The organism is Candidatus Atelocyanobacterium thalassa isolate ALOHA, from assembly GCF_000025125.1.
GTDB classification, from domain to species: domain Bacteria; phylum Cyanobacteriota; class Cyanobacteriia; order Cyanobacteriales; family Microcystaceae; genus Atelocyanobacterium; species Atelocyanobacterium thalassae.
Genome location: NC_013771.1, coordinates 773717 through 791321, shown reverse-complemented (window position 1 = coordinate 791321; position 17605 = coordinate 773717). Strand labels below are relative to the sequence as shown.

Sequence of the window (17605 nt, the reverse complement as noted above, 5' to 3'; positions counted from 1 at the left end):
AAATTCTATAAATGTTTTTAAGTTATTTCTACGGATAAAAACATAATTGAGGTAACCCAAGAGTCTCGTCCCATCCCATCATAATATTGAGACATTGTATTGCTTGACCAGCTTGTCCTTTAATAAGATTATCGATTGCAGAAAAAACAATTACTCGACCTGTACGTGGATCGGTTTCAAGTCCAAGGTAACAAAGATTTGTTCCAGAAGCCCATTTTGTTTGAGGGTAAACTCCTTTAGGTAATACCTTTATAAAAGGAGAAGAACGATAAAAAGCATTGTAAATAGTTAATAAATCATCACGTATTAATCCTGGATCTCTAAGGCTTGCATAAACAGTTGAAAGTATTCCTCTAACCATAGGTACCAAATAAGGAGTAAATTGAATTTTAACTTCATGACCTGTCAAGTCACAACAAATTTGCTCTATTTCTGGTGTATGACGATGTCTGACAACATTATATGTACCGAGTGATCCTTCTGCTTCAGCAAGTAATAAGTTCATTTTAGCTTGCCTGCCTCCTCCAGAAGTGCCTGATTTTGCATCAATGATAATGGTTTCTGGAAGTATTAAACCTTGCTTTAAAAGAGGTGATAAAGCTAATAAGCTAGCGGTAGGATAACATCCAGGGCAGCCAATTAATGAGGTTGATTGAATATCAGTACGATATAGTTCTGGCAGCCCATAAACAGCAGAATTTGCAGTTTCTATATCGTTGCGTTTTTTATTGTACCAATAGCTGTAAACTTGTAAATTTTTAAACCGGTAATCTGCTGATAAATCAAAAACTTTACATCCTTTAGAAAGTAATTTTGGGGCAATATCACAAGTATAGCCATTAGGTAAGCCTAGAAAAACGACTTCACAACGAGCAATAATTAAATCAATATCAATAGGCTCTATTATCAAGTTAATTTTATGTCCTAAATGCGGATATACCTCAGCATAAGATTTTCCAGCGCTTTCTTTTCCACCTAAGTAAACAATTTCAACTAAGGGATGTTCTTGTAAAAGCTTAACTAATTGCATTCCTCCATATCCAGAAGCACCAACGATTCCAACTGATATTAATCTTGATTGAGTCATATTTATAAAGTTTGTATATTTTTCAACTAATTTTAAATATTAGTCAGATTGTAATATAACTTTTAAGTAGCAGTTTTCATTAAATTAATTGAGTTTGTTAAAAATGCATCTAATTAATAAATTAGAAAAAAAGACTGATGTAATTTAAAAAGGAAGAAGATGTAATTTTCAGAGCTACTTTATACTGTTATTTCATTGCATGGTTAATTACATTAAAATTTATAAGTTATGTGTTAATAATAAGTATGAATTAATTTTTAAATCAATTATTTTGTTTACAGTAATCACTTGAAATTGTACGATTTTATTTTTAGTTTTCATCAGTTTAGAAATCATTCAGTGTAACTAAAGCTTTACGATAAATTATAATTACTTACAATTTAAGATCTTAAAAAATCAAATTATCTTGATACTTAGGGATTGTAAGTTTTAACTCAAAGTATTATTTAGTAACACATTTTAAGTTATATCCAATTTTATATAATTTAGTTCACTTTACTACTAGCGAACCAATATATTTTTTATGCCTTTTTATCGTTTGATTATCTTAATTTTTGGGTTAAGTTTAATTCTTGGATTAATTATCTGGTTAGTTAATTCTATTTATCAACTTTATATACAAATTTCTTTTACTGCTCCCTTATTAGCTAATATTTTAATATTTTTAATAACAGGAATATCAGGATTTTTAATCTATACTTGGGCATTTTACTATAACAAACTATTTGCCAGAAAATTTGATTCAAAATATAAGGAAAATTATTTATCTAAATTCACAAATAGAAAAAAAATTTCTTTACAAGATGTAAAACTTATTATTGATCGTGTAAAAAATATTAAAAATAAGGCTCTAAAACAGTCTTTACTAAAACGCTCTAAAGAAATAATAGATGATCTGGATAGACAAGAATTTAAAGTCATTCTCTTTGGCAAAGGCTCCGTAGGCAAAACGTCTCTTATAAATTCTTTGGTTGGTGAAGTAATAGGTCAAGTTAATTCTTCGATGGGAACAACTAAAATTGGGGTAAGTTATCGTATTAAGTTGAAAGGACTATCTAGTAAAGTTTTAATCACAGATACTCCTGGTATTTTAGAAATGGGATTAAAGGGGGAAAAAAGAGGAAAGTTAGCAAAACAATTATCCTTGCAATCAGATTTATTACTATTTATCGTAGATAATGACTTATCCCAATCTGAATATCAATTTTTAAAATTTATTAATAGCCTTGGTAAAAAAGTATTATTAATTTTTAATAAAATAGATCTTTATTCTCAAAAAGATAGAATTAAAATTCTAAATAGTTTAAAAAATAAAACAACAAATCTTCTTTTCGTAGAAGACGTAATCTTAATATCTGCAAATCCTCAAAATAGACAATTAGAAATGATACAAAAGGTAGACTTATCACCTAGTATCAATACTTTAATTAGAAAAATCGTAATAATTTTACGAGCAGAAGGACAAGAACTGATTTCTAAAAATATTATTACCAAGTCCCAACGCTTGGAGAAAGAAGCGTCTCAAATTATTGATAGCCAAAGAGGTAAGCAAAGTAATAAAGTTATAAATCAATACCAATGGGTGACAGCAGGTGTTGTACTTGTTAATCCATTACCTTTTTTTGACATGTTAGCGACAGCAGCAGTTAACACGCAAATGATAGTCGAAATTGGTCAAGTTTACGAATGTAAGCTAAGTAGTGATGAAGGGAAGGAACTAGCTTTATCTTTAGGTAAAACTTTAATAGGTCTGCAAATAACCAAAGGAGCTGTCGAAGTTTTAGGGAAAATATTACAATTAAATATATCGAGTTTTCTTGTCGGAAAAGTTTTACAAAGTGTTACAGTCGCTTATTTAACGCGTATTGCAGGACAAAGCTTCGTTGAATATTTTTCTAATAATCAGAGTTGGGGAAAAGGAGGTATCAAAGAGGTGGTACAAAGAAATTTTCAATTAAATAAACAAGATATGTTTCTTAAAAATTTTGTAGAAGATGCTATTTTAAAAATTATCAATCCTTTAAGGGATAACCTAAAGTCAACAGATAAAAAAAAATTAGACAAAGATGAATGGTGATTCAGTATTGATTTACAAATAAAATCCCTTTCTACTTATAAAAAGGGATTTTATTTGTAAATCAATATTAAAGGAAGAACTATGAAGCCCACTCAGTGTGGAAAAATTCTCCTCTAGGTTTATCAATACGCTCGTATGTATGAGCTCCAAAATAATCTCGTTGTGCTTGAGTTAAATTTTGAGGTAAATTTGCACGACGATAGCTATCAAAATAGTCTAAAGAAGCGCTAAAAGCTGGAACTGGTATTCCTGCTTGACTAGCTAATACAAGAACTTCACGCCAAGCATCTTGACGATCCAATATAGTTTGCTTAAATTCAGGAGCTAGAAGTAAATTAGGTAAGCTTGGATTATCAACAAAAGCTTTCTTGATCTTGTCTAAGAAGCCAGCTCGAATAATACAACCACCCTTCCAAATACGAGATGATTCTGGTAGGCTTATCTCACCGTTATAGTATTCGGTAGAAGCTTTAGCGATTAAAGCCATCCCCTGAGCATATGAGCATATTTTAGAGCAATAAAGAGCATCTCTTACTTTATCAACAAATTCACTGACATTCCCTTTAAATTCAATAGTAGAACCAGTTAATTGTTTTGAAGCAGATATTCTTTCATCTTTATAGGAGGACATTACTCGCGCATTTACTGCTGCGTACATTGTAGGAATAGGGACTCCCAGCTCTAAAGAGGTCACTATTGTCCAACGTCCAGTACCTTTTTGCCCAGCAGAATCTAAAATTAAATCAAGAAGTGCTTTATTGCTTTCTGGATCAATATTTTTAAATATATCTGCAGTAATTTCAATTAAAAAAGAATTAAGTTCATCAGTAGTATTCCATTTAGCAAATACTTCATGTAATTCTTGATTACTAAGTCCAAGAGCATTTTTCATTATGTCATAGGCTTCTGCAATTAATTGCATATCCCCGTATTCAATTCCATTATGAACCATTTTGACATAATGCCCAGCTCCACCAGGCCCGACAAACGTAACACAAGGACCATCATCAACTTGTGCTGCAATTTTAGTTAGAATAGGCTCTAATTCTTTATAAGCAGCTTTCGTACCTCCAGGCATGAGACTAGGACCCTTTAATGCGCCTTCTTCACCACCACTAACCCCCATACCAACAAAACCAAGTCCTGTTGATTCTAAGTATTGAGTACGACGTTCAGTATCCTCATAAAGAGAATTACCACCATCAATAATCATATCTCCTTTATCTAAAAGGGGTTTTAAATCTTCAATGACAGCATCAACAGGTTTTCCTGCTTTAACCATCACTAAAATTTTACGAGGTTGTTCTAAGACTTTTACAAACTCTTCTAATGAATAGGCCGCTTTAACATCTTTGCCCTGGGCCCGAGTTTTCATGAATTCTTCTGTTTTACTTGCTGTGCGGTTATAGACAGCAATTGGAAAACCACGACTTTCAACATTAAGGGCGAGGTTTTCTCCCATCACCGCTAAGCCAATGACACCAAAGGTTCGCTTTGTCATACAATTCTTACTCACTCTACGGGTTATCTAGATTAGGAAAATCACAACTTTATTTTACTATTAAAGTGCTTTTCAGTAACACCAGTGATAAGTGTAAACTTTACTCTTCCTAAATATGTATTCTCTAAATATAATCTTAATTAATCTTACGAAAAAATTATTATTAATAATAAGATCTTATTAGATTGCTGAAATTTAAAATTTTTTAATAAATTTATATAGTATTTATCAAAAATAATTAGATTAGAATTTTTAACAGGAGACTAATATCTTCAGATATGTTTTTAATCAAACAAATCTTAGCTTAGATTCTTATGTTTTCAAAATTGACATCTTAAATAATTCATAAAAACTATGATTGTGAATATAAACAATTTACTTTCTTTTATATTTCGAAAATAATTGATATTGATAGTTTATTATTTTTCTTTTAAGTTAAGGCAATCTAGCCCGAATCATAGCATTTTGAATTCTTTTTCTCAAAGTTGTATCTTTTTGTGCTTTTTCAGTTATGCTATTAAACTTATTAGAAGATAAACCACTATCCTGAGCTATTTTTTTAGATAAATTGCAAAATTTAACTGCTATAGTTTGAGCTTGATTAGGTAACTGTTTCAGAGTGTATGATTGATCACAACTAATTTCTTGTGGTAAACCCTCTGTTATTTCCTCAATTTTTTGATAAGCAATCTGGCGTTGATCCTCAATTTTCAAAACAATTTGAGCATAATTAGTGATATCTTTATCACTGAACTTCATGATTGACTGAGAAAAGGAGGGAGAAATAGTTGAAACTAAACTACATCCGTAAAGAATACCAAGTAGTGTTATTAAACTAGACATAAAAAAACGGGGCAAAATCCTGTTCAAATTTAAAGAACAAAAGTGAACAAATACCATACGTTGAACCGTCAAATTTATATTGATAACTGGATCTCCGCGGAATTTCTTTTTTTTTGAATTATTTTGAGTGTTATAAGTTCCTGATTACTACTAAAAAAATTTCGTTATGACAAATCTCACACCAATTGAAGGACATTTTTTTTCTGATATTCATATACCAGTTCTCTCTCAGGAGCTTATAGAAGGTTTAGCTATCAAACCTGGTGGTATATACTTAGATGCGACTCTTGGAAGAGGAGGACATAGCAACTTAATATTGAGTACCTTTCCAAACGTTCAAGTTATTGGCATTGATCTAGATGACGATGCAATTTTAAATACTAAAACTAATATGTCTTCTTCAATGAAGCAACGTTTTCAAACATGGGCAGGAAATTTTAAAGATTATCCAGGAAAAATAGAAGAATTTGATGGTATTATCGCCGATTTAGGTGTTAGTTCTCCTCAATTAGACAATCCAGAAAGAGGATTTAGTTTTCGTCATGAAGCTTCTTTGGATATGAGAATGAATCGTGAACAATCTCTCACTGCTGAAGAAATAATTAATCATTGGAGTGAGATAACCTTAGCAAATATTTTTTATCAATATGGAGAAGAAAAACGTTCTCGCTCTATTGCTCGTTACCTCGTAGAGAACCGTCCATTCTTTACCACTACTGATTTAGCTTCAGCAATTTCTAAAGTTTTTCCTCCGAAGTATCGTTATGGGCGCATTCATCCGGCTACAAGAGTCTTTCAAGCTCTACGTATTATAGTTAATGATGAACTTACTTCTTTAGAAAAGTTTCTTCAACAGTCGCCTTCTTGGTTAAAACCTCAAGGAAATATCGGAATTATTAGTTTTCATAGTCTTGAGGATCGTATTGTTAAGCATACTTTCCGTGATTCATCTTTACTTGATGTAATAACTAAAAAACCTATTATTCCAAAACAAGAAGAAAAATATAATAATAGACGTTCTCGTTCTGCAAAATTAAGATTTGCAAAACGTAAAAACATTTAATAATTCACGGTAACTTACATGACTTTAAATTTGCAAAACTGGTATTTTTAAAATACAAAAATACCAGTTTTATTTCGAAAAGACTAACATATATAAATGCATTTACATGTTGCCGTACATATGAGCGAGTCAGATAGTATTTACTAGCTATGATTTTAATTATTTTTAGCTTTAACTCTATCAACGCTTAGTTTACTTATCGTAGATACAAAAACTTTCATCATGTCAAAAGAACTATGGTAACTATCTAATTCTTTTTATTAGTAATAAGAATTAGATAGTTACCATAATCTAAATTTTTAGACATTGATAGAGAAAGCTTGATTTAATACCATCGCTTTATCAGTTGATTCCCATGGTAGATCCAGATCATCTCTTCCAAAATGTCCATATACTGCTGTATCTTGATAAAAACGGCCGTTTCGCTCTGCAGGTAGTTGACGCAATCTAAAATTTTGAATAATACCTGCAGGACGTAATTCAAATAATTCTTTAATGATTTCTAATAATTTTATTTCATCTACTTTACTCGTTCCAAATGTATCTATAAAAATACTGACTGGACGAGCTACTCCAATAGCATAGCTAACTTGTACCTCGCATTTTTTTGCTAAACCTGCAGCTACAATATTTTTAGCTACATAACGACAAGCATAGGCTGCAGAACGATCTACTTTTGTGGGATCTTTTCCAGAAAAAGCTCCTCCGCCATGGCGAGAGTAGCCGCCGTAAGTATCCACAATTATTTTACGACCAGTTAAACCTGCATCCCCTTGAGGTCCACCAATAACAAATTTTCCAGTAGGATTAACTAAAAAACGAGTATTTTCAGAAGATTCAATATTAAAATCTTTAAGTACCGGTAAAATTACTGCGTCCCAGAGATCAGATTTGATTTTGTTTTGAACATCATTATTACTAGTCAACGAACCAATAGTTTCATCGTGTTGAGTAGAGATAAGAATAGTATCAATACCTACAGGTATACCATCTTCGTACACTATAGATACTTGCGTTTTCCCATCAGGGCGCAAGTATGACAAATCACCTGTTTTTCTGACGGTAGCTAAACGATGCGAAAAACGATGTGCTAAAGATATTGGTAAAGGCATTAATTCCGGGGTTTCGTCGCAAGCAAAACCAAACATAATTCCTTGATCGCCTGCTCCAATTTTATCTAGATCATCATCGCTAGATGATTTACGTTGTTCATGAGCTTGGGTAACTCCTTGCGCAATATCAGCTGATTGTTGATCTAAAGCTATTAGAACTGAACAACTATCAGCAGAGAAGCCGTTATCAGCATCAGTATATCCAATTTCCGCGATTTTCTTGCGTGCTAAATCGACAAAATTAACATTAGCCTGAGAGGTTATTTCTCCAGTGATCAATACTAACCCCGTGTTTACTACCACTTCGGCCGCTACCCGGCTTTGATCATCATGATGAAGTAGGGTATCTATAATGGTATCAGATATTTGGTCACAGACTTTATCGGGATGACCTTCAGTAACAGATTCAGAAGTAAATAGATAACTACGAGACAATGTTTCTTACCTCTCTAAATAATAATAATATAAATTAAGTTTTTATTAAAACACAATCATACACTTTAAGCTTCGAATTAGGAAATTTTTATGTATGTTTTTAGTAATGGCACAATTAAAGTGAATAATTAGTAGTCATTGATAGCTTTAGATCTTTACAAAGATTAATATAAAAATTAATCTTAGAAAAATTGATAAGTTAAGACTTCATTTTTGTTATTGCCTAATGTAATAACATATTAATGATCAGTTGTATTAAATAATAGGATAACAACATTTTTTTATATTTCATTATTCAATAGTAAATTAAGTGTCTGCAATCCTCTCGATATAAATTTTTAATTAGTCAAGAAAAATAATTTAACCTAAATACAGCATAAATTCTTTTACATGGATTACATAATCAGTCATAATCTTAAAGAAATTATAATAACTAATTTACATTATTATTTTAATGCTTAAACAACGTATCTTATCAGGAGTACAACCTACAGGTAATCTACATCTAGGGAACTATTTAGGAGCAATTAGTAACTGGGTGGATTTACAACAAAAATACGAAAATTTCTTTTGTGTAGTAGATCTTCATGCTATTACTATTCCTCATGATCCAAAAACCCTAATCGAAGACACATACTCTATTGCAGCTCTTTATTTAGCCTGTGGCATTAATTTAAAAGACTCTACAATCTTCGTTCAATCTCATGTTTCAGCCCATAGTGAATTAGTTTGGTTGCTTAATTGCATCACACCTTTGAATTGGTTAGAAAGAATGATTCAATTCAAAGAAAAAGCTCTTAAGCAGGGTGAGAATGTTAGTGTCGGTTTGTTAAATTACCCTATATTAATGGCAGCAGACATACTATTGTACAACGCAAGCTATGTTCCTGTTGGGGAAGATCAAAAGCAACATTTAGAATTAACTCGGGATATTGCAGCAAGATTTAACAGCAAATTTTCTACATTAGAAAATCCAGTTTTTAAAATTCCTGAACCTCTAATTAGAGACTCAGGAGCAAGGGTTATGAGCTTAAGTGATGGGAGGTCTAAAATGTCAAAATCTGATTCTTCTGATTTAAGCAGAATTAATTTATTAGATCCACCTGATTTAATACACAAAAAAATTAAACGTTGCAAAACTGATTCTGCAAAAGGGTTGGAATTTGACAATAACGATCGTCCAGAATGTAATAATTTATTAAACTTATATACACTTTTATCTGGAAAAACAAAGCAAGATGTATTACAAGAATGCCGTGATATGGGGTGGGGGCAATTCAAGCCTTTGCTAGCTGATACGACTATTGAAGCGCTAACACCAATTCAGGAAAAGTATCATAGCATCATTACTGATAAGTATTATTTAGATTCAGTATTAAAAGAAGGTAAGGATAAAGCCGAAACTATTGCTAATGAAACTTTGAGCAAAGTTAAACATTCCTTGGGATATTTATGTTCTTTTTAAATACTAATTGTTGATTTACTCATTATTGTGATTAATTATTATATTTGATAATTAATCATGATAAAAATGATTCTCTTCGCAAAAGATAATTCCTATAAAAGTGTTGAAAAAATAGAAGAAATCTAAACAAGACATCTACAGAATAACTATCAATAGTGAAATAGGTACTTCTCTAGATTGATATCAATCTTATTATATGTTGATTATTCGAAATCTTAAAAAGTCTAGCACTTAGTATTAATTAGCAGTTTTTCCAAAACTAAACATTCTAAATACATTTATCAAGTATTTTGGTAAGTTATGAATAATTTTTTTAATGAGAAAAATAGACTTTTTATCATCTTACTTTAAAGACTTTACAGATTCTCTAGTAAATCCTTTTTCTTGAAGCTTAGTGGTTAAATCTAAGTCATTGGTAACTCTATCAACAAACATAACACCATTAAGGTGATCAATTTCGTGTTGAATCACTCTTGCTAATAAATCAGTAGCACTTATTTGACAAGGCCTTCCATTTTCGTTTTTAAATGAAACTTGAATCATTTCGGGACGAATTACATCAAAATATACTCCTGGAATACTCAAACAGCCCTCCTCCATAACACATAACTCTTGAGAATAATAGTTAATTTTAGGGTTTATCAAAATCAAAGGAGCATTAGTAGATAGTTCAGGTTCGCAATCAATAACAATTAATTGTTTATGAATACCAACTTGAGTAGAGGCTAAACCAATACCATTTGAACTATACATAGTTTGTAACATATCTCTAGCTAATTCACGAATAGAATCATCAATTTTAGAAACTCGCTTTGCAGACTTACGTAAATCTTTATCTCCTAAATAATGAATATCTAATAAAGAATCATCTGGTTTTTGTTGCTCAATTGTCATTGAATCTATGATTAAGAATAAGTAATCATTACATTCTATCGTATTACCAAAATAACCATAATAAAAAATTTAAAAACCATTACGCACAGTTGATTTAGTCAATATTTCAAAAAAATATTGATTTACCAAGTAAATGATTTATATATTTTTCAAAATTATTTTTTTATGGACTCATTACAAACAATTCTAAATTATTTGTAAATTACATACGTAAGGATATAGAATTATCAAAATATACGAATATTATGTATTAACTGTGCTTTTTGTCAATGAGTTACTCTGGACTATAATTGGATTATTATTAACAATTTTTAGCGTTTTCGTTGAAGCAAATATAGCCCTAAATTTTCCAGAAGCAGATTTTAGTCACATGTCCTTAGGTATAACGTTCCAAATAGGAGCTGTTTTATTAACAGGATGTATAGGAGGAAAAAATGCAGGATTTCTATCACAATTTGCTTACCTATTGCTAGGTCTTTTTGTATATCCAATTTTTATCAATGGAGGAGGACTCCAATATATTGGGCAACCTAGTTTTGGTTATATTTTAGGATTTGCTCCTGGAGCTTGGTTATGTGGATGGCTTTCTTTTAAGTATAAAACCAAATTAGAGATTTTACTCATAAGCACAGTAAGTGGTTTGCTTATGATACATACCTTTGGCTTAATCTATTTATTTAGTTTTTGGATGCTAAATTCCTTAACTTTATCAATAACAGACTTCTTAAATCTTGTAGTGAATTATTCTATTTATCCTATTTTTTCACAATTAATCTTAGCTTGTACTACAGCTTTCGTTGCCTTTATCTTACGTAATATTTTATTCGACTAGTTTAAATGAATAACATTGTAAAAAAAAACATGTGGTTTTGGTTAATAAGTATTAGTAATTTATTACTAGATCAGCTTAGTAAATATTGGATAACAAAATCATTTACTCAGATTGGAGATACAATTCCTTTATTGCCTAAAATTTTTCATTTTACTTATGTAGTAAATACCGGAACTGCTTTTAGCTTTTTTGAAGGAGGAGTAGTATGGTTACGTTGGATTTCTTTAGGAGTTAGTATAGGACTAATAGGACTATTTATATTAGGGGAGAGAATGGAAATATTTGAGCAACTAGGATATGGCTTTATATTAGCAGGAGCCCTTGGTAATGGAATTGATAGATTTTTTTTTGGCTATGTAGTAGATTTCTTAGACTTTCGTTTAATTAATTTTCCAATATTTAACTTAGCTGATATTTCAATTAATTTTGGTATTATTTTGTTATTTAGCGCGAATATTTTTCCAAAATCATCTAATGATTTATCTCATTAAAGTTAGTTTCTTTTAACTTAAAATGTATTAGATTAATTCTTCGCGATTTTTTATGCATAACATATATCCATAGGTGATTATTAATTTATTAAAAATGGTACAGAATAAGAAATTAAGTCTTTTCAAAAGATATTTATTAATTTAGATACAATAAAGTGCTTATTAAAAATAAAGTCAATATTAATTTATAGTCAATTATATGTCTTCCAAGCATTCATCATTAGTACATAACAATTTTATACAAGCACCGTTTGATCGTCGAATATATGCATTCTTACTAGATTTTATTACGATATGGTTTTTAAGCTCTTTCTTTAAAGGAATTACTCAAAATATTGTTTTTTCTTTTACATGGTTAATATTACAGGTAATTATAGTTAATAAAAATAAAGGGCAAAGCTTAGGTTGTTGGGCATTTGATTTAAAAATTATAAGTATTCGAACTAGGCGTATTCCTCAATTGAATGAGATGCTTAAACGTGAAGCTACTCTAGGATTTTTAGCCTTGCTGGCTATGTTAGGTCTCAAGATTAATTTTGATAATGGACTTTCGATGTTACTTTTAACAACTCCTGTAGTCGTGGATTTTAGTATAGTGTTGGGCAATCAAAAACATCATAGCCAAACATTGCATGACATGGTTGGCCATACTATCTTGATCCAGTCTCAAAGAGGATTCTCATTAGATTTACGAATTAAGAAAATATTGAAAACTATACACAAAAAATATATAAAATCATTAAAATAATCATATGGAATAATTTTTTTTATTTAAGATAATACTAAAATTAGTTTTATTAATTTTCGAATGTTTAAGATATATCTATGCTTTTAATACCTAAATAAATATTTTGTATAATTATCTAGGCTGATAATCGTCACAAAAGTTTAATTTTCTAATATTGAACAACATGAACTATTTTTTAAAATCAATTTCTTTTTAAAGCTTAATATGAGAGATCAAGGCTTATTCTTTTCTTAAAGAAAATAACAAGAAAATTATTTTTTATGACAAACAATCTATATGATGCTAGACTGACTTCCATAGATATAGTACTTTTAAGAAACTTGTAGAAAAAATTTTCATTAATATCTGTTTTTAAGACATAAAAGTTAGTTATATTAAATAGAAAATATCTGGTCGAGAAAATAATATTAAAAACTATAACTAATAGTTTATTTTTTAAAAAATACAATAAAAATAAATTTTAAATTTGAGGAAAAATATCAATGATAGGAAATCACCTAATTTATTTCGGAACAGCAGTTTTTGAACCTAATGGTTATATTACTTCTAACAATGTCAGTGATTTCCAAAAAGAATTAAACAGTTTTATAAAAAATAATTCTTGTAAAAAGTTTTTAGTCGATATGGAACAAGTTGAATTTATAGATAGCACAGGATTAATAGCTATGGTATCAGCTTGTCGGCTTGCTCAAAGTTTTAATAAAAAATTGAGTGTTTGCTCTTTATCTCCTTCAGTACGTATTATATTTGAGTTGACTCAATTAGATCAAGCATTGGAAATTTATAATGATCGTCAATCATACATATACGAAACAAGCAATAATGAAACATTAACTATTTAGATATCAAGACAATATTTTATATCTTTTAGCTAATCTATTTATACTTTCAATGTGTTTAAGAAACTAAGGAATATCAAAAAAGAATATTGGGAACCTACTTATGATAATTGATATTGAAGAACTCATCACTTCAAATATTGCTAAACCAGCTCGCTATCTTGGCAATGAAGTAGGCGCTAAGCATAAATCTTGGAATAATGCAGATGTTCACTGGGTATTAACTTACCCAGAAGTTTACGAATTAGGAGCTTCTAATTTAGGCCACATTATTCTATACAATATCTTAAACACCCAAGCTGGTCAATTATGTGATCGTGCTTATTTACCTGCTTCGGATCTGGCAACAAGATTAAGAAAAACCAATACTCTACTGTTTGGTTTAGAATCTCGCCATCCACTTATAGAATTCGATATTCTCGGTTTTAACCTTAGTTATGAACTTGGAATAACAAATATTTTAGAGATGCTTGACTTGTCTGGAATTCCTCTAACCTGGCAAGAAAGAGAATTTTCACTGAAAAGCTCAAGTAACAATTCACAAAATAATAATTTACATAACTTTCAAAAAAATTGGGATTATCCTTTAATTTTTGCTGGAGGACAAACTGCTACTTCTAACCCTGAACCTTTCGCTGATTTTTTTGATTTTCTAGCTTTAGGAGATGGAGAAGAGCTGTTACCAGAAATAGGTTTAGTTGTTAAAAAAGGAAAAGCTAATTTATTAAGTAAACAAGAATTGTTATTAGACTTAGCTAAAATACCAGGCGTGTATGTCCCTCGCTTTTATGACGTTAAAAAAACTGGTCAAGTTATACCCAATCGATTGGATATTTATCCAAAAATATTACGTCGTGTAGCCCCTCCCATGCCTTCTTTTGGTGTAGGCTTAGTACCCTTTATTGAAACTATTCATGATCGTTTAGTAGTAGAAATAAGGCGTGGGTGCACCCGTGGATGCCGATTTTGTCAACCAGGAATGTTGACTCGTCCGGCAAGAGACGTCGAGCCAAAAGAAATTATTGAGACCATTGAGCGAGGAATTAAAGAAACTGGTTATAATGAGTTTTCATTATTATCTTTAAGTTGTTCGGATTATTTAGCTCTCCCGAGTGTTGGTATAGAAATTAAAAATCGTCTTCAAGAATATAACATCACTTTATCTCTTCCTAGTCAGAGAGTAGATAGATTCGACAGTAATATTGCTAATATTATTGGTGGAAATCGTAAATCTGGACTAACTTTTGCTCCTGAAGCAGGAACTCAAAGAATGCGTGACGTAATCAATAAAGGTTTGACGAACGAAGAACTTTTGCGAGGAATAAGTACAGCAGTTGAAGAAGGGTGGGATAAAATCAAACTCTATTTTATGATTGGTCTACCAGGAGAAACAGTTCAAGATGTTCTTGGTATTGTGGAAACTGTTCAATGGTTACGCCAAGAATGTCACAAGAAAGAGGGAAAACCATTAAATTTTTCAATTACTATATCTAATTTTACGCCCAAACCACATACTCCTTTTCAATGGCACTCAGTATCCAATTTAGAATTTAAAGAAAAACAAGATTTATTAAAAGAAGCCTTTAAATCTCAAAAAGGTATCAAAGTTAATTATACTGACTTAAGAATTTCAAGAATGGAAGATTTTATTGGTAGAGGTGATAGAAGATTATCTAAAATTATCAAGCGTGCCTGGGAGTTAGGAGCTGGAATGGATTCATGGTGGGAAAATGCAGAAAAAGCCTATTCAGCATGGGAAAAATCTATTCAAGAATCAAAACTAGGTTGGGAATATCGCCGCATAGAAGAAGGAGAATGGAACACATTTAGTAAAGTTCAAAATATAACCAAACAATACCAGGATAAAGTATATAGTGCACCTTTACCATGGGACCATATAAATACTGGTATTAGCAAAAAATGGTTATGGGAAGATTTAAAACGAGCATTAGAAGAAGTTTTGATTCCTGATTGCGCTTTTGATAAATGTTCTCATTGTGGGGTATGTGGTTTAGATTTCGGTCATAATATTGTAGTTCCTCCCCCACCTATCCCTAAGTTTAACGGTTATGGTCAAGTCAATAATATTAAAGTCCAAAGATTTCGTGTCTATTTTGGAAAAATAAATGAAATATCTTTACTGAGTCATCTTGATTTAATTCGTTTATTTGACAGAGTCTTAAGACGTACATCTTTACCTATATCTTTTACTGGAGGATACCATCCTGGACCTAGGTTTTCTATCGCTAATGCACTTACTTTAGGTGTGACAAGCAATGGGGAAATTATAGATTTTGAACTAACTGAGATACTAAACATTAATACTTTTCGCTATATCTTGCAAAATAGTTTGCCTAAAAATTTACCACTTTATAGTGTTGAAGAAGTAAACATTAGTTCTAAATCAACAACTCAGTTACTAAAAGGGTCAGAATATTTAATTAAAGTTGAATCAAAGCATGTAATATCAAAAAATAATTGGCAAAACTGGATTGATAGTATTTTAATAAAACAAGAAATTAATTGGGAAAAAGTAACAAAGTCAGGGAATGTAAAGATTATTAATCTAAGAAGTCAAATTATTTCTTTAAAGCTAGATTTTTATGAAAATAAAATAGTTGTCTTATCGTTTATTAGTAACTGTCAAAATAATGGAGTTATTTTATCTCCTAAAGATATTATGCTAATTTTAGAAAAAATATCAAAAAAGAAATTTAGTTTACTAAAAGTTCATAGACAAACACTATTACTAGCGTAATGTATTAGCTATTGTGCTTTATCAAATTATCTATTTAGTAATTGAAATACAAAAAAATATTTTTTAAGAATAACTTTGGTTTGTAGTTTGTTAGTCTTAATAAAATTAAGTAGGTTTTTTCTCTTGCGCCTTGTCAAAACTCAGGTCAAAATAAATAGTAGACACTTACTATTATTTTTTGCAAAATATATTTAGTATGACTTTACAATCAGCAACATTAAATCAATTAGATTCTACTAGTTATTTAGAATGCGATCTTGCTATAGTTGGAGGAGGTATTGCAGGTACAACTTTAGCATTAGCTCTTAAAGAGTCAGGATTAAGAATTAAGATTATTGAATCACAAACTTTAGAGGAAGTTGCTTGTAGAGAAAGAGCTTACGCTCTTTCTCTACTTTCTGGTAGGATTTTTAATGGTATTGGTGTTTGGTCAAAAATATTGCCTGAAATCAGTAAGTTTCGTTACATCTTTCTTTCAGATGCTGATTTCTCAAAAACAGTACAATTTAAATCTACTGACTTAAAAACAGATTATCTAGGATATGTAGGTGAACATAAAGCAATTTTAAATATTTTACAAAGCGAAACTACACAATATCCTAATATTCAATTTTTATCTCCTGCTAAAGTTATAAAATTAGATACTGAAGAATCAAAATCTGTATTAAGTATAGAAAAAGAAGGTATTGCATATAAACTACATACTAAACTAGTAGTTGGTGCTGATGGACCACTTTCCTTTGTTCGCTCATCTGCAAAAATTAAGACTCAGGGTTGGAAATACTGGCAATCATGCCTTACATTTATTATTAAACATCAAGCTTCTCGCAATGATATAGCCTTTGAAAGGTTTCGTTGCACTGGACCTTTAGCTATTTTACCTCTACCAAATAATCGATGCCAAATTGTTTGGACTCTTCCGCATGCTCAAGCAAAGTCTTTTCACGACTTAGAAGATAAACAATTTTTAGCACAACTACAAAAACATATTCCCGAGTTTTTAGGCCCGGTTACTCTAATAAATAGTCGATCTTTATTTCCTGTTCAGTTAATGCAAAGTAAGAATTATATTCAATCTCGCTTAGCACTGGTTGGAGACGCTGCTCATTGCTGCCATCCTGTTGGAGGACAAGGCTTAAATTTAGGCATAAGAGATGTGGCAATTTTAGCAGAAACTTTAGAAAGAGCTTGGCAAAAAGGCGAAGATATAGGCAGTCAAAGATTGTTGAAAAAATATGAAACTTGGAGAAGAAGAGAAAATTGGATAATTCTAGGTTTTACTGACTTTCTAGACCGTTTGTTTTCTAATAATTATTTTCTTTTAGTATTAATTCGCCGCTTTGGCTTAATAATAATTAATCACATACCCTTTCTTAAAAAGAATATTTTACGATTAATGACAGGCTTACTAGGGAAACAACCTATTCTATCTAAAAAATAAAGAATTATACAAATGGTAG

General features: G+C 30.6%; 14 protein-coding genes. 9 read left to right on the top strand and 5 right to left on the bottom strand.

Going from position 1 to position 17605, the window contains the following annotated elements:
• Window positions 1-28: 28 nt before the first annotated feature.
• The gene (gene argC, locus UCYN_RS03300) at window positions 29-1087 is read right to left on the bottom strand and encodes an N-acetyl-gamma-glutamyl-phosphate reductase (protein ID WP_012954082.1); all 1059 of its coding nucleotides are present in this window, start codon (window positions 1085-1087) and stop codon (window positions 29-31) included.
• Between the two features lie 523 nt (window positions 1088-1610).
• Between argC and UCYN_RS03295 the strand changes: the two genes are divergently transcribed.
• Window positions 1611-3164 carry a YcjF family protein gene (locus tag UCYN_RS03295; protein ID WP_012954081.1) on the top strand — a complete coding sequence of 518 codons (1554 nt, stop codon included), beginning with the start codon at window positions 1611-1613 and terminating at the stop codon, window positions 3162-3164.
• 79 nt (window positions 3165-3243) lie between these two features.
• Here the strand turns inward: UCYN_RS03295 and gnd are convergent, their stop codons facing one another.
• Both gnd and UCYN_RS03285 read right to left on the bottom strand, forming a co-directional pair.
• Complete coding sequence (gnd, locus tag UCYN_RS03290; RefSeq protein WP_012954080.1) at window positions 3244-4665, bottom strand: decarboxylating NADP(+)-dependent phosphogluconate dehydrogenase; 1422 nt, start codon at window positions 4663-4665, stop codon at window positions 3244-3246.
• Between the two features lie 435 nt (window positions 4666-5100).
• Complete coding sequence (locus UCYN_RS03285; RefSeq protein ID WP_236608123.1) at window positions 5101-5523, bottom strand: DUF4168 domain-containing protein; 423 nt, start codon at window positions 5521-5523, stop codon at window positions 5101-5103.
• A 151-nt stretch (window positions 5524-5674) separates the two neighbouring features.
• Here UCYN_RS03285 and rsmH point away from each other — a divergent pair, with 151 nt between their 5' ends.
• Window positions 5675-6571, top strand: a complete 897-nt coding sequence (gene rsmH / locus UCYN_RS03280) for a 16S rRNA (cytosine(1402)-N(4))-methyltransferase RsmH (RefSeq protein ID WP_012954078.1) — start codon at window positions 5675-5677, stop codon at window positions 6569-6571.
• A gap of 299 nt (window positions 6572-6870) precedes the next feature.
• Here the strand turns inward: rsmH and metK are convergent, their stop codons facing one another.
• On the bottom strand, window positions 6871-8118 hold the full coding sequence (gene metK, locus UCYN_RS03275) for a methionine adenosyltransferase (RefSeq protein WP_012954077.1): 1248 nt from the start codon (window positions 8116-8118) through the stop codon (window positions 6871-6873).
• A 454-nt stretch (window positions 8119-8572) separates the two neighbouring features.
• Between metK and trpS the strand changes: the two genes are divergently transcribed.
• A complete protein-coding gene (gene trpS / locus UCYN_RS03270; RefSeq protein ID WP_012954076.1) occupies window positions 8573-9583 on the top strand; it encodes a tryptophan--tRNA ligase in 1011 nt (336 codons plus the stop codon).
• Window positions 9584-9925: 342 nt separating this feature from the next.
• Here trpS and def read toward each other — a convergent pair whose 3' ends face one another.
• On the bottom strand, window positions 9926-10489 hold the full coding sequence (gene def, locus UCYN_RS03265; protein WP_148207765.1) for a peptide deformylase: 564 nt from the start codon (window positions 10487-10489) through the stop codon (window positions 9926-9928).
• Between the two features lie 244 nt (window positions 10490-10733).
• Between def and UCYN_RS03260 the strand changes: the two genes are divergently transcribed.
• From UCYN_RS03260 to UCYN_RS03235, 6 genes are all read left to right on the top strand, one after another.
• On the top strand, window positions 10734-11309 hold the full coding sequence (locus tag UCYN_RS03260) for a biotin transporter BioY (protein ID WP_012954074.1): 576 nt from the start codon (window positions 10734-10736) through the stop codon (window positions 11307-11309).
• Between the two features lie 5 nt (window positions 11310-11314).
• Complete coding sequence (gene lspA / locus UCYN_RS03255; RefSeq protein ID WP_041487744.1) at window positions 11315-11800, top strand: signal peptidase II; 486 nt, start codon at window positions 11315-11317, stop codon at window positions 11798-11800.
• A 199-nt stretch (window positions 11801-11999) separates the two neighbouring features.
• Entirely contained in the window at window positions 12000-12548 is a 549-nt protein-coding gene (locus UCYN_RS03250; protein ID WP_012954072.1) for an RDD family protein, read from the top strand.
• A 482-nt stretch (window positions 12549-13030) separates the two neighbouring features.
• Window positions 13031-13390 carry an STAS domain-containing protein gene (locus tag UCYN_RS03245; RefSeq protein ID WP_012954071.1) on the top strand — a complete coding sequence of 120 codons (360 nt, stop codon included), beginning with the start codon at window positions 13031-13033 and terminating at the stop codon, window positions 13388-13390.
• 100 nt (window positions 13391-13490) lie between these two features.
• Window positions 13491-16145, top strand: coding sequence for a TIGR03936 family radical SAM-associated protein (locus UCYN_RS03240; RefSeq protein WP_012954070.1), 2655 nt, complete (start codon window positions 13491-13493; stop codon window positions 16143-16145).
• 196 nt (window positions 16146-16341) lie between these two features.
• Entirely contained in the window at window positions 16342-17586 is a 1245-nt protein-coding gene (locus UCYN_RS03235; RefSeq protein WP_012954069.1) for an FAD-dependent hydroxylase, read from the top strand.
• The last annotated feature ends 19 nt before the right edge of the window (window positions 17587-17605 follow it).